Origin of the sequence: Sphingobium sp. AntQ-1 (assembly GCF_028538045.1) — a bacterium.
GTDB classification, from domain to species: domain Bacteria; phylum Pseudomonadota; class Alphaproteobacteria; order Sphingomonadales; family Sphingomonadaceae; genus Sphingobium; species Sphingobium cupriresistens.
On record NZ_CP117158.1, the window covers coordinates 1,861,147 to 1,873,913 of the forward strand.

Annotated in this window: 14 protein-coding genes; 11 read left to right on the forward strand and 3 right to left on the reverse strand. The window is 66.2% G+C overall.

Annotated features, from left to right (window positions below; all coding sequences use genetic code 11):
• Nucleotides 1-27: 27 nt before the first annotated feature.
• Nucleotides 28-1,299, forward strand: a complete 1,272-nt coding sequence (locus sphantq_RS09335) for a DUF445 domain-containing protein (RefSeq protein WP_272800145.1) — start codon at nucleotides 28-30, stop codon at nucleotides 1,297-1,299.
• A 116-nt stretch (nucleotides 1,300-1,415) separates the two neighbouring features.
• Here the strand turns inward: sphantq_RS09335 and sphantq_RS09340 are convergent, their stop codons facing one another.
• Nucleotides 1,416-2,024: a hypothetical protein gene (locus sphantq_RS09340; RefSeq protein ID WP_272800146.1), complete on the reverse strand. Its 609-nt coding sequence runs from the start codon at nucleotides 2,022-2,024 to the stop codon at nucleotides 1,416-1,418.
• Between the two features lie 204 nt (nucleotides 2,025-2,228).
• Here sphantq_RS09340 and sphantq_RS09345 point away from each other — a divergent pair, with 204 nt between their 5' ends.
• From sphantq_RS09345 to ribH, 6 genes are all read left to right on the forward strand, one after another.
• On the forward strand, nucleotides 2,229-2,951 hold the full coding sequence (locus sphantq_RS09345) for an energy transducer TonB (protein WP_129925563.1): 723 nt from the start codon (nucleotides 2,229-2,231) through the stop codon (nucleotides 2,949-2,951).
• Between the two features lie 47 nt (nucleotides 2,952-2,998).
• Nucleotides 2,999-3,511 carry a hypothetical protein gene (locus tag sphantq_RS09350; RefSeq protein ID WP_066606864.1) on the forward strand — a complete coding sequence of 171 codons (513 nt, stop codon included), beginning with the start codon at nucleotides 2,999-3,001 and terminating at the stop codon, nucleotides 3,509-3,511.
• The gene (ribD, locus tag sphantq_RS09355; protein WP_272800213.1) at nucleotides 3,508-4,515 is read left to right on the forward strand and encodes a bifunctional diaminohydroxyphosphoribosylaminopyrimidine deaminase/5-amino-6-(5-phosphoribosylamino)uracil reductase RibD; all 1,008 of its coding nucleotides are present in this window, start codon (nucleotides 3,508-3,510) and stop codon (nucleotides 4,513-4,515) included. Before sphantq_RS09350 ends, ribD begins: the two co-directional genes overlap by 4 nt.
• A 131-nt stretch (nucleotides 4,516-4,646) precedes the next feature.
• Entirely contained in the window at nucleotides 4,647-5,261 is a 615-nt protein-coding gene (locus sphantq_RS09360) for a riboflavin synthase (RefSeq protein ID WP_272800147.1), read from the forward strand.
• Nucleotides 5,262-5,331: 70 nt separating this feature from the next.
• Entirely contained in the window at nucleotides 5,332-6,612 is a 1,281-nt protein-coding gene (gene ribB / locus sphantq_RS09365) for a 3,4-dihydroxy-2-butanone-4-phosphate synthase (RefSeq protein WP_129925561.1), read from the forward strand.
• A gap of 12 nt (nucleotides 6,613-6,624) precedes the next feature.
• Nucleotides 6,625-7,047, forward strand: coding sequence for a 6,7-dimethyl-8-ribityllumazine synthase (ribH, locus tag sphantq_RS09370; protein WP_066606879.1), 423 nt, complete (start codon nucleotides 6,625-6,627; stop codon nucleotides 7,045-7,047).
• A gap of 43 nt (nucleotides 7,048-7,090) precedes the next feature.
• On the opposite strand, the gene sphantq_RS09375 is transcribed toward ribH, so the two are convergent.
• Nucleotides 7,091-8,185: an alkene reductase gene (locus sphantq_RS09375; RefSeq protein WP_272800148.1), complete on the reverse strand. Its 1,095-nt coding sequence runs from the start codon at nucleotides 8,183-8,185 to the stop codon at nucleotides 7,091-7,093.
• Between the two features lie 140 nt (nucleotides 8,186-8,325).
• Here sphantq_RS09375 and sphantq_RS09380 point away from each other — a divergent pair, with 140 nt between their 5' ends.
• The 4 genes from sphantq_RS09380 (at nucleotide 8,326) to ssb (ending at nucleotide 11,781) form a co-directional block, all read left to right on the forward strand.
• Nucleotides 8,326-8,988 (forward strand): COQ9 family protein, encoded by a 663-nt coding sequence (locus sphantq_RS09380; RefSeq protein WP_066606884.1) that lies wholly within the window; start codon nucleotides 8,326-8,328, stop codon nucleotides 8,986-8,988.
• A gap of 82 nt (nucleotides 8,989-9,070) precedes the next feature.
• Nucleotides 9,071-9,340 (forward strand): FeoA family protein, encoded by a 270-nt coding sequence (locus tag sphantq_RS09385; RefSeq protein WP_129925559.1) that lies wholly within the window; start codon nucleotides 9,071-9,073, stop codon nucleotides 9,338-9,340.
• Nucleotides 9,337-11,193, forward strand: coding sequence for a ferrous iron transporter B (gene feoB / locus sphantq_RS09390; RefSeq protein WP_066606889.1), 1,857 nt, complete (start codon nucleotides 9,337-9,339; stop codon nucleotides 11,191-11,193). The genes sphantq_RS09385 and feoB overlap by 4 nt, the downstream gene beginning before the upstream one ends.
• Before the next feature lie 27 nt (nucleotides 11,194-11,220).
• A complete protein-coding gene (ssb, locus tag sphantq_RS09395; protein ID WP_272800149.1) occupies nucleotides 11,221-11,781 on the forward strand; it encodes a single-stranded DNA-binding protein in 561 nt (186 codons plus the stop codon).
• Between the two features lie 75 nt (nucleotides 11,782-11,856).
• Here the strand turns inward: ssb and sphantq_RS09400 are convergent, their stop codons facing one another.
• Nucleotides 11,857-12,732, reverse strand: a complete 876-nt coding sequence (locus sphantq_RS09400) for a UTP--glucose-1-phosphate uridylyltransferase (protein WP_272800150.1) — start codon at nucleotides 12,730-12,732, stop codon at nucleotides 11,857-11,859.
• Nucleotides 12,733-12,767: the final 35 nt, after the last annotated feature.

The window sequence follows — 12,767 nt, forward strand, 5'->3', positions numbered from 1 at the left end:
AAACGGCGGCGTAACCGTTGGACGGCCATGACGCTGTTTCGCATCCCCCGGCCCAGAGGCGAATTCGCCCCGCACCCCGCACGGCGGATGCGGCTGGTGGCGACGGGGATGCTGGTGGCGATGGCGGTGGTGTTCATCACCGCGCGCGCCACCGTCCACCTCCACCCCGCCATCGGCTTCGTCCAGGCCTTTGCCGAGGCGGCGATGGTCGGCGGGCTGGCCGACTGGTTCGCGGTCACCGCGCTGTTCCGGCACCCGATGGGCCTGCCCATCCCGCATACCGCGATCATCCCGCGCAACAAGGACCGGATCGGCGACACGCTCGCGCTGTTCCTGCGCGACAATTTCCTGACCCCCGCCGTCGTCGCGCGGCGGATGCGCGGCATGGATGTCGCCGCCGCCGCCGGCCGCTTCCTGGCGAGTCCGTCCGAGGGCGACGGACGGCTGCGCGAAGGCGCATCGCGCCTGATCGCCGATATATTGGAGGCGCTGGACCAGGAACGGCTGGGCGGCATGGTCAAGGGCGCGATCGGCCAGCGGCTGCGCGCGATCAATATCGGCCCGCTGGCGGGGCAGGCGATCGAGGCGGCGATGCGCGACGGCCGCCACGCTCCGGTGATGGACGGCATCATCCATTGGGCGGACCGCACGCTGGAGGCGAACGAGCATCTGATCCGCCAGATGGTGCAGGAACGGGCGGGCAAGGTGCTGCGCTGGACCGGGCTGGACGAAAATCTGGCCAACGCCATCCTGTCGGGCCTGCGCAAGATGCTGGCGGACATGGCCGCTGATCCCGGCCACAGCCTGCGCCTGAAGGCGGAGGAAGGCATGGCCAAGCTGGCCTTCGACCTGCAATTCGACCTGGAGACGCAGGCCAAGGTCGCCAAGATTCGCGACGAGATCGTCGATAATCCGGCGATGCAGCGGTGGATCGAGGGGATGTGGGAACAGGCGCGCGCCGGGTTGCTGCGCGCGGTGCGCGATCCGGGCAAGGCGATGGCCGGGCGCCTAGGCGAAGCGCTACGCCAACTGGGCGGCACGTTGCAGCAGGAAGCGCGGCTGCGGCTGGTCATTAACCGCTTCGTGCGCCGCGCCGCGGTGGGCGCGACCGCCACCTATGGCGACGCGATCGTGCGGCTGGTCAGCGACACGGTGCGCGGGTGGGATGCAGGCACGGTCACCAGCCGGCTGGAAAATGCCGTAGGGCGCGACCTGCAATATATCCGCGTCAACGGCACGCTGGTCGGCGGTCTGGTCGGCCTCGCGATCCACAGCGTCGATATGCTTTTTCAGGGATAGGGCCGCACCAGCCCTCTCCTCCAAAAAGTTGCCGGGACGTGTCGGGCCAAACGACACGCCCCGGCGGAACCAGCCGCGCAGAGGAGAGAGAGGCGGCCGATCCCTGGCTGGGAAACTCAATTCTGGGGACGCCCCTCACCGCCCGGCGGCAGCGGCAGTTCTTCGGCGGTCAGCACGCCGTCGCCATTGCGGTCCTGATCGGCGAACATGGCGAGCGCGGGGGCAAGAAATTCGGCGCGGTCGATCTGGCCATCGTCATTGCTGTCTTCGGGATAGGGCATGGCGCGGCCGGGCGGCGGCGGAGAGGGCGCAGCGTCGGCGCGATCGCCGCCACGGGGGTGGTCACCGGGCGGCGGACCGCCTGCACCATCGGGGCCACCACCACCACCGGGGCCACCGCCAGAACCGCCCGGACCACCTCGCCCATTGCCAGCGCCGCCTTCTTTCCCGACCCTACCCTCCGCGGTTACGCGCGCCTGCCGCTCATGGCCCAGCATCCGCTGCATCACCTGCACCGGCACCAGCCCGTCGCCGTCCTGATCCATCAGGCCGAAGCGGCGCTCCATATAGGCGCGCATCTCGTCCCGTGTGATACCGCCGTCGCCATCGGCATCCGCCGCCCAGGGACCGTTTTCAGGGTCGGCGGACGGCTGCGCCAGAAGCGGCGCGGAAGCGAGCAGCGCGACAGCGAGTGAGACAGCAGAAAGGCAATGGCGAAAACGCATGAAGGCTCCTGAAAGCGGGATCGCCTCCCTCTCGCACCCGCGCTTTGCCGCCATATGTCGCGATGCAGCCGCAATGTTGCAGGCTCGATAAATTTTATGTTGCAACATATCATAGAATAATGTTGTATCATTTCATCGACGATCAAGGTTCGGGCAAGAAGAACCGGCGTCGGCGAGAGGATGCGACAGACGAGGAGCGAGACGATGCGACTCATGACCCTATCGGCAATGGGACGGACTATAACAAATCGGACGACGGACGCGGGCGGGTCAGCACGCTATGGCGCAGGGCCCAAATCGCCGCTGGGCCTGGGCGGCACGGTGGCGGTGCATGGACTGCTGATCGGCGCCTTCCTGCTGATTCCCAAGGAAGTGATCCAGTTCGTCACGCCAACGCCCCCGATCATCGGCTCCAACATACCAATCGATCCGCCACCCCCGCCCGAACCGACGGAAGATGTTCGGACCGACCCCAAGATTCCGACCCAGCCCCAGCCACAACGGCCCAGCGCTACCGTTCCGGTCATACCCATGCCGACCAGTGACACGATCCTGACCGGCGCGCTCGATTCGGGCGACAGCATCGATCCCGGCCCGTCGATCATCCCGCCCCCGATCGATCCGCCCCGCCCGCCGGTGCTGACCGAACCGGCGATCGATCCCCGCGCGATGGGCGCGTTCCAGCCCGACTATCCCGGCGCGATGATCCGGCAAGGGCTGGAAGGCGCGGTCACGGTGCGCGTGACGATCAGCGCCGAAGGGCGCGTCACCGCTATCGAGAAAGTCTCCGCCACGGACGAGAGCTTCTGGGCGGCGACCCAGCGCCACGCCCTGCGCAAATGGCGCTTCCGCCCCGCAACCCGCGACGGCGTGGCGGTGGTCTCAACCAAAATTCTGACGGTGCGCTTCACCCTGACGGAGCGATAGGGCGAGAGCGCTGCGGGGAAGGAAAGGGAATTTCGCGGAAAGCCATCATGGACCATTTTGCATCTGCGCCCGCCCTGTCCTATAAGGGCGACATGGCGATCTTTCCCCGTCCCGTTTCCCCTAAAAGCGCGCTTGGCGATTTCTGGGGCTATTTCAGGCAGCAGCGGCAGCATAAATGGCCGTTGCTGGGCGTGTCCGTTGCGCTGACCTATGTCATCATCTGGACGTTCGTGGTCGATGCGAACACCAATACGATGCCGACGCGCAACAAGATCATCTATGTCCAGAGCTGGGACGCGAACCGGTCCGACGCCGCGATCATCCTGCAGCAGAAGATCGATTTCGCCAAGCGCGAGGCGGCGTTGCAGAAGAATCAGGCGAAGATGCAGGGCTTCGCCGATGCCTTCGGCATCGAATGGCGCGAGGAAGAAGCCCGCAACACCGCCCGTCGCAAGGAAGCGGTGAAGCAGATCGACGCGCTGCTGGACGAGCGGCTGGCCAAGGCGGAATCAACGACGAAGACGCCGGGCGGGACGCCTGCGGGAGCCGCCCAGCCCTGAGCGACGCGCCTTCGCCCCCAGAGGCGCGATCCGCACAGGATCGACGCTATATGGCGGCCGCCATCGCCCTGTCGGGGCGCGGGCGCGGCCTTTCCACCCCCAATCCCAATGTCGGCTGCCTGATCGTCCGCGATGATCGTGTCGTCGGGCGCGGCTGGACCCAGAAAGGCGGCCGTCCCCATGCCGAGGCGCAGGCGCTGGACCAGGCGATGGACCGGGCCGCAGGCGCTTGCTGCTATGTGACGCTGGAGCCTTGTTTCCATCTGTCCCCGCGCGGGCCGCGCTGCGCCGACCTGATGGCCCGCGCCGGCATCGCACGCATGGTGATCGCCCTGCGCGATCCCGATCCGCGCACCGACGGACAGGGCGCCGCCTGGCTGCGCGATCGCGGCGTGGCGGTGGACATGGGCCTCATGGCGGACGACGCCGCGCGCGCCATGGCAGGATTCGTGCTGCGCCAGACGCTGGGGCGGCCGCATGTGACGCTGAAGCTCGGCCTCTCGCTCGACGGGCGCATCGCACTCAGCGACGGATCGAGCCGCTGGATCACCGGGCCGGATGCGCGCGCCCATGCCCATATGGAGCGGGCGCGGCACGACGCCATATTGGTGGGCGGCGGCACGTTGCGGGCGGACGCACCGTCGCTGGACGTGCGGCTGGCGGGGCTGGCGGACCGATCGCCGCGCCGGGTGCTGCTGAGCCGGGGCGACGCGCCGGCAGGCTGGACGCGGATCGGCGCGCCGGAGGAGATTGCGACGCTGGAGCGCGTCGATCATCTGCTGGTCGAAGGCGGGGCGGAAACGGCCGCCGCCTTCCTGCGCGCCGGGCTGGTCGACCGGCTGCTGCTCTATCGCGCCCCGATCGTCATCGGATCGGGACTGGCCGGGATCGGCGACATCGGCTTGTTCGACCTGGCCGATGCGCATGGCCGCTGGCGCATGATCGACAACCGTGCGCTGGGGGTCGATCGGCTGGAGGTTTACGAGGCGGTTCGGAGCGCTTAGATCAGCCCCAAACTCACCCGTTCGGGCTGAGCGAAGTCGAAGCCTATCACTGAGCGAAGCGAAATGGCCTCCCATGGTCGGCCGCACCTTCGATTTCGCTCAGGACGAACGGAAGATTGGATTGGGGCAACATGTTCACCGGCATCATCACCGACATCGGGACCATCCGCAGCCATGAACAGCGCGGCGACCTGCGCCTCGTCATCGGCAGCGCCTATGATATGGACGGCGTCGCCATCGGCGCGTCGATCGCCTGTTCGGGCGCCTGCCTGACGGTGGTGGAAAAGGGCGACGACTGGTTCGCGGTGGACCTGTCGGCCGAAACGGTCGCGCGCACCGCGCCCGGCCTGTGGCGCGAAGGCGGCCGGCTGAATCTGGAACGAGCGCTCAAGGTCGGTGACGAACTGGGCGGGCATATCGTGACCGGCCATGTCGACGGCATCGGCCATCTGGCGTCGGCGGTGCGCGAAGGCGATTCGACCCGGCTGACGATCAAGGCGCCCGCCGACCTCGCCGCCGCGCTCGCCGCCAAGGGATCGATCACGCTGGACGGCATTTCGCTGACGGTCAACAGCGTCGACGACCAGGCCGACGGCAGCGTGCATTTCGGATTGAACATCATCCCGCACACCGCCACCGCGACCACGCTGGATGCGCTGCCGGAGGGTCGGACCTTCAATCTGGAGATCGACGTGCTGGCGCGGTATCTCGACCGGATGCAAAGCCTTCGCAACCGCAGCATGTGATTATAGCTTGAATTAATCACACTACAGTGTGATATGCGACACCGTCCCGCTTGTGGGAAGGAGTCGTTCCATGTCCTCTGCCCTTATCGATACCGTCCGCAATCTCGTCACCGACGGCGGCATGTCCCGTTCCGGTCTGGCGCGCGCCGCCGGGCTGCACGCCAATTCGCTGCGCAAGCTGGGCGAAAGCGACTGGAACCCGACTGCCGACACGCTGGGCAAGCTGGAATCCTACCTGCTCAAGCGCGAGGGCGGCACCGCGCTCGCCAGCCCGGAAGAAATCATCAACGAAGCCCGCAACGGCCGCATGTTCATCCTGGTCGATGACGAGGATCGCGAAAATGAGGGGGACCTGGTGATCCCGGCGCAGATGGCGACCCCCGACGCGATCAATTTCATGGCCACCCATGGCCGCGGCCTCATCTGCCTGGCGCTGACCAAGAGCCGGACCGAGGAACTGGGCCTGGACCTGATGAGCCGCAACAACGGCACCCGGCATGAAACCGCCTTCACCGTGTCGATCGAGGCGCGCGAGGGCGTGACCACCGGGATCAGCGCGGCCGACCGCGCCCGCACCGTGTCCGTGGCGATCGACGGGTCGAAGGGCAAGGTCGATATCGTCACGCCCGGCCATGTCTTCCCGCTGATCGCCAAGGATGGCGGCGTGCTGGTGCGCACCGGCCATACCGAGGCGGCGGTGGACGTCGCGCGGCTGGCCGGCCTCAACCCGTCGGGCGTCATTTGCGAAGTGATGAAGGACGACGGCACGATGGCGCGCCTGGACGACCTCATCCCCTTCGCCCAGAAACACAAGATGAAGATCGGCACGATCCGCGACCTGATCGCCTATCGCCGCCGCCACGACCATATGATCGAGCGACGCGCCGAAACCACGTTCGACAGCCGCTGGGGCGGCGACTGGAAGGCGATCAGCTTCTACAACAAGGCGACCCAGACCGAGCAGCTGGTGCTACAGAAGGGCCATGTCGATCCCGACAAGCCGACGTTGGTGCGGATGCACCAGATGTCGCCGCTGAGCGACACGTTCGGCAAGCTGGGCGCGCGCACGGGCCTGCTGCCGCGCTGCATGGAGATTATCGGGGACGAAGGCGCCGGCATCATCGTCATCCTGCGCGGCGACGAACCCGACATGCTGACCCGGATGCTGCAATATAATGCCGGCATCGTGCCCGGCGACATGGACGAATTGCGCAATTATGGCGCGGGCGCGCAGATCCTGGCGGACCTGGGCGTGCATGACATGATCCTGCTGACCAACAGCCACCACAGCCTGATCGCGCTTGACGGCTATGACCTGGCCGTGGTTGGGCAACGGCCGATCGAGCTGTAAGGACATATCATCATGGCAAAATTCCTGATCGTCGAAGCCCGCTTTTACGACCATCTGAACGACCTGCTGATCGAAGGCGCCAAGGCCGCGCTGGACGAGGCCGGCCACAAATATGAGGTGGTGACGGTGCCGGGCGCGCTGGAAATCCCCGGCGCGATCGCGCTGGCGGCGGAAAGCGGCCGTTATGACGGCTTCATCGCCATCGGCGTGGTGATCCGCGGCGAAACCTATCATTTCGAAGTCGTATCGAATGAAAGCGCCCGCGGCCTGATGGCGCTGAGCATGGACGCGATCGCGATCGGCAACGGCATATTGACGGTCGAGAATGAAGCCCAGGCGCTGACCCGCGCCAAGCCGACCGAAAAGGACAAGGGCGGCGAGGCGGCCAAGGCGGCCATCGCCATGCTCGCCCTGCGCGATCGATTCGGCATGTGATGAAAAAAGGGGCTGCTTTTTTTGCAGCCCCTTTTCGACTGGATCAGGCGTCCGCCTTTGCCTGCGCCAGCGTCGGATAGTCGGTATAGCCCGTCTCGCCCGGCCCGTACCACGTCGCCATCTCCTGCGTCGGGTTGAGCGGCGCGCCGATGCGGAACCGTTCGACCAGATCGGGATTGGCCATTAACGGGCGGCCGAAGCTGATCGCGTCGGCCAGGCCGCTGGCCAGATCCGCCTGCGCCCGGCCGCAATCATAATCGCTGTTCAGGATCAGCGGCCCCTTGAAATGCTGACGGATCAGCGTCGACTGGCGCGGCACGTCGGTCGAACCGAAAGTGCCATCCGGTCCCGGTTCGCGCAATTCCAGCGATGCGATGCCGATCGCGTCCAGCACGTCGGCGGCATGGGCGAACAGCGGCGCGGGATCGCTGTCATCCACCCCCTGCGAATCGCCATTGGGGGACAGGCGCACCGATACCCGGTCCGCGCCGATCGCATCCACCACCGCCTGCGTCACTTCGCGCAACAGGCGAACGCGATTTTCGACGCTTCCGCCATATTGGTCGGTGCGGAAATTGGCGTTGTCGCGCAAAAACTGGTCGATCAGATAGCCATTGGCGGCGTGGATCTGCACCCCGTCGAACCCGGCTGCAATCGCATTATGCGCGGCGCGAACATAGGTATCGATCAGGCCGGGAATCTCGTCCACGCCCAGCGGCCGGGCGGTTTCGAACGGCGCCTTGCCCTCATAGGTGTGGGCGTCGCCCGCCGTCGCGGTCGCGCTGGACGATACCGGCTGTTCGCCGGTCACGGCGCTGTGCACCTGACGCCCCATATGCCACAACTGGACGATGATCCGCCCGCCAGCGTCATGGACGGCTTGCGTTACGGGCCGCCATGCGGCGACCTGCTCGTCGGACCAGATCCCCGGCGCATAGGGCCAGCCCAGCCCCTGGCGCGAAATGCCGGTCGCTTCGCTGATGATGACGCCGGCCGATGCGCGTTGCCGATAATAATCGACCATGATCGGGGTGGGCACATGGTCGCGGGTGGCCCGGCCGCGGGTCAGCGGGGCCATCAGGATGCGGTTTGGCGCGGTAATGGCGCCGATCTGGACGGGGTCGAACAGGGTCGTCATGGAATCTCCCTCAATCATAGTTGCAATTTGCAACGCGACTTGATGCGTAACGCCAGCTAGGGAGCCGGCATGTCGAGTTCAACCCCCGCTCCGTCCGGCCGGCGCTTGTGCGCCCGCGATCGTGGGCCTAGATATACGACATGAGCGAAACATCGGACCTTACCCTGGACGAAATCCGCGCGCTATTGGCCCCCGTGCTGGCGCGCCATGCCGCGTTCGACGGCTGGCGACCGCAAGCTGTGGCGATGGCCGCGGCGGAAAAGGGCGTGGATGCGGACATCGCAGCGCTCGCTTTCGCCGATGGCCCGATCGCCATGATCGACGCCTGGTTCGCCAGCATCGATGCGCGCATGGTCGCGGCGCTGCCAGCGGACGAACTGGCGGCGCTGTCGATCCGCCGGAAAATCACCGCTCTGGTCGAAGCGCGCTTGACGCTGCTGGCGCCCGATCGGGAGGCGCTGCGCCGCGCGATCGCGATTCTTGCGCTGCCGACCAATGCCGTCCGCGCCGGGAAACTGGGTTGGCGCGCGGCGGACGTCATGTGGCGCGCGGCGGGCGACACCGCCACCGACTTTGCCCATTACAGCAAACGCACCACCCTGACCGCCCTCTACGCCGCCACCCTGTTGGTGTTCGTAGATGACGAGAGCGAAGGCCATGCCGACAGCCGCGCCTTCCTGGCCCGTCGGATCGAGGATGTGATGCGTTTCGAAAAGTTCAAGGCGAAGGTCAAAGGCGCGGGCGGCGGCGAGCGGCTGAGCCTGTCGCGCTTCATCGGCCGCTTGCGCTACCCGGCGATCTGAACAGGCGGCGCGCGATTCGCTCTGGCCTTTCCCAATCGGTATTGATAGTCACTCGCAGAAATAGCCCGCGAGTATCCTCCCTTTGCGTCTCACCGACCTGCCGTTGCGCCAACCCGCCTATGTCGACCTGATCGACTGGTCCGTCCTCACCCCGTCCGAAGGGCAGCGGTTGCGGGAATTTGGCCTGTGCGAAGGCGCGAGCGTCGAAGCGCTGCACCATGGCGGGATTTTCGGCAAGGGGCCGATCGCCTGCAAGATCGGCCGCATGACCGTGGCGATGCGCCGCAACCATGCCGCCGCAGTGACGGTGCGCACCGGACCGGAAGCCATTGGGCCGGAGCAGGACGCATGAGCGCGCTGCCATTGGTCGCGCTGGTGGGCAACCCCAATGCGGGCAAGAGCGCGCTGTTCAACGCGCTGACCGGCGCGCGACAGAAGCTGGGCAATTATCCGGGCGTCACGGTGGAGCGCAAGGCGGGGCGGCTGGCCCTGTCCGACGGCCGCCCGGTCGAACTGGTCGACCTGCCCGGCACCTACAGCCTCGATCCGAACAGCCCCGACGAACAGGTTACCCGCGACGTCGTGATGGGCCAGCAAACCGGCGAAAAGCGGCCCGACGCGCTGGTGATCGTGGTCGATGCCGCCAATCTGGACAATCATCTGCGCTTCGCGCTCGAACTGCTGGCGCTTGGTCTGCCGACCATCGTCGCCTTGAACATGGTCGATCTGGCCACCCGCGACGGGCTGGAACTGGACGCGGCGATACTGTCCCGCGAACTGGGCGTGCCGGTGATATCGACGGTGGCGGTGCGCAAGCGCGGCCTGGACCATCTGCGGCAGGAACTGGAAGGGCTGCTGAACGGCGCGCCGCGGGCCTATCCCACCGGCGCCGCGCAGGATTTCGACGCGGTGCGCAGGGAAGCGGGCCGCATCGCGCGCGCCGCCATCGTGCGCGAAACGCCCTCCCGCCGGCTGACCGCCGCGGTGGATCGGGTGGCGCTGCATCCCGTCTTCGGCCTTATCCTGCTGCTCGGCCTGTTGTTCGTCATGTTCCAGGCGGTCTATGCCTGGTCCGAAGCGCCGATCGCGATGATTGAGGGGTTTGCCGAAGCGATCGCCAATGCCGTGCGCGCCGCCCTGCCCGACGGAATCGTTCGATCCTTCCTGGTCGATGGCGTTATCAACGGCGTCGGATCGGTGGTGGTGTTCCTGCCCCAGATCCTGATTCTCTTCTTCTTCATCCTGATGCTGGAGGCGACCGGCTATATGGTCCGGGCCGCCTTCCTGATGGACGGGCTGATGGCCAAGGTCGGCCTTTCAGGCCGCGCCTTCATCCCGCTCCTGTCCTCTTTCGCCTGCGCCATTCCCGGCATCATGGCGACGCGCACCATCGCTGACCCCCGCGATCGGCTGACCACGATCCTGATCGCGCCGCTGATGACCTGCTCGGCGCGGCTGCCGGTCTATGCCGTCATCATCGGCGCATTCATTCCGGCGCGCGACGTGTTGCCGGGCGTGGGCCTTCAGGGCTTCGTCCTTTTCTGCCTCTATCTGGCCGGCATCGTCGGCGCGATGCTGGTCGCGATGCTGCTGCGGCTGACCGTCACCAAGGGCGCAAGCGGCGGCTTCCTGATGGAAATGCCCAAATATCAGTGGCCCCGGCCGCAGGATATATTGCTCGGCCTGTGGCAGCGCGCGGTCATCTTCCTCAAGCGCGCGGGCACGATCATCTTCACCTCGACCGTGATCCTGTGGCTGCTCCTGAGCTTCCCGCGCGTGCCCGACGGCGATCCCACCAGCCAGGTCGATCATTCGATCGCCGGCCGGATCGCCAGCGGCCTCAACGTCATACTGGAGCCGATCGGCTTCAACCGCGACATCTCGCTGGCGCTGATCCCGGCGATGGCGGCGCGCGAAGTGGCCGTATCGGCGCTCGCCACCGTCTATTCGATCGACGCGGGCGATGATGAGGCGCTGCTGGAACGGAGCCTGGGCGACCGGCTCAAGGACCAGTGGCCGCTGCCCACCGCGCTTGCCTTCCTCGCCTGGTTCATCTTCGCGCCCCAGTGCATATCCACTATCGCCGTGACCCGGCGCGAGACGAACGGCTGGAAATGGCCGTTGTTCATGGTCGGATATCTGTTTGCGCTGGCCTATGTCGCGGCGGGCATCACCTACTGGACCGCCACCGCAGCGGGTCTATAAGAGCGGCTTTAGAGTTTCGGAGGAATCATGGCAGGGTCTGTCAACAAGGTCATTCTGGTGGGCAATCTGGGCGCCGACCCGGAGGTCAAGAGCTTCCAGAATGGCGGCAAGATTTGCAATCTGCGCATCGCGACGTCCGAAAGCTGGAAAGACCGGATGACCGGGGAGAAAAAAGAGCGCACCGAATGGCATAATGTCGTCATCAACGGCGAAGGCCTGGTCGGTGTGGCCGAGCGCTTCCTGCGCAAGGGCAGCAAAATCTATGTTGAGGGCCAGTTGCGTACCCGCAAATGGCAGGACCAGTCGGGCAATGACCGCTACACGACCGAAGTCGCGCTGTCGGGGCCGGGCGCGGTGCTGACCATGCTGGACGGCGCGCCGGGCGGCGGCCAGGGCGGCGGTGGCCGTTCGCAGCAAGGCGTGAGCGACTGGGGCGCATCGTCGGGCGGCTATGATGATTTCGGCGGTGGTTCTTCGGGCGGCGGCGGCTTTGGCGGCGGACGTTCGCAGGGTGGCGGCGCGTCGGGCGGCGGCCGTGCGGGCAGCCCCAATTTCGACAATGATTTGGACGATGAAGTGCCGTTCTGAACGCTTTGCGTCACGGATATGAAAAAGGGCGGCTTCCCATGGGGAGCCGCCCTTTTTCATTCGTTCCGTCGCGCTTTACCTGGCCAGTTCCGCCGTCGCGAAGGCGCGGATATGCGCGCCCAGATCCTCGCGCTCCAGCGCCAGCGCCAGATTGGCCTCGATATAGCCCGCCTTCGACCCGCAGTCGAAGCGGCGGCCGTCGAAGGTCACGCCGTGGAAGGGCTGGCTGCCGATCAGCGACGCCATCGCATCGGTCAGCTGGATTTCGCCGCCCGCGCCCTTTTCTTGGCGCTCCAGGATCTTCATGACTTCGGGCTGGAGGATGTACCGGCCCGGCAGGATCAGGTTGCTGGGCGCGGTGCCGAGCTTTGGCTTTTCGACCAGTCCCTTCACCTCCGTCAGCGCGCCGTCGCGCGCGCCCGGATCGATCACGCCATAGCTGGGCGTCTGATCCATCGGAATTTCGAGCGCGCAGACCAGATTGCCGCCGACCTTCTCATAGGCGTCGACCATCTGCTTCATGCACCCCTGTCCCGGCGCGCCCTTCATAAATTCATCGGGCAGCAGGATGGCGAAGGGTTCGTCGCCGATGATGTCGCGCGCCACCCATATGGCGTGGCCCAGACCCAGCGATTCCTGCTGGCGCAGGAACACCGCATTGCCCGGATCGAGCCGCGTCCCTTCCAGCGCCGACAGATCCTTGCCGCGCTCGCGCTGCAACGTCTCACATTCGAAGGCGATGTCGAAATAATCCTCGATCGCGCCCTTGCCGCGACCGGTCACGAAGATGAACTGCTCGATCCCCGCTTCGCGCGCCTCGTCCACCGCATATTGGATCAGCGGGCGATCGACCACCGGCAACAATTCCTTTGGCACCGCCTTGGTGGCGGGCAGGAAGCGCGTGCCAAGGCCGGCGACAGGAAAAACGGCTTTACGAATCGGCTTGGTCAAGTTGGAATCCCCTTCACGCGGACGCGATCGGGCCT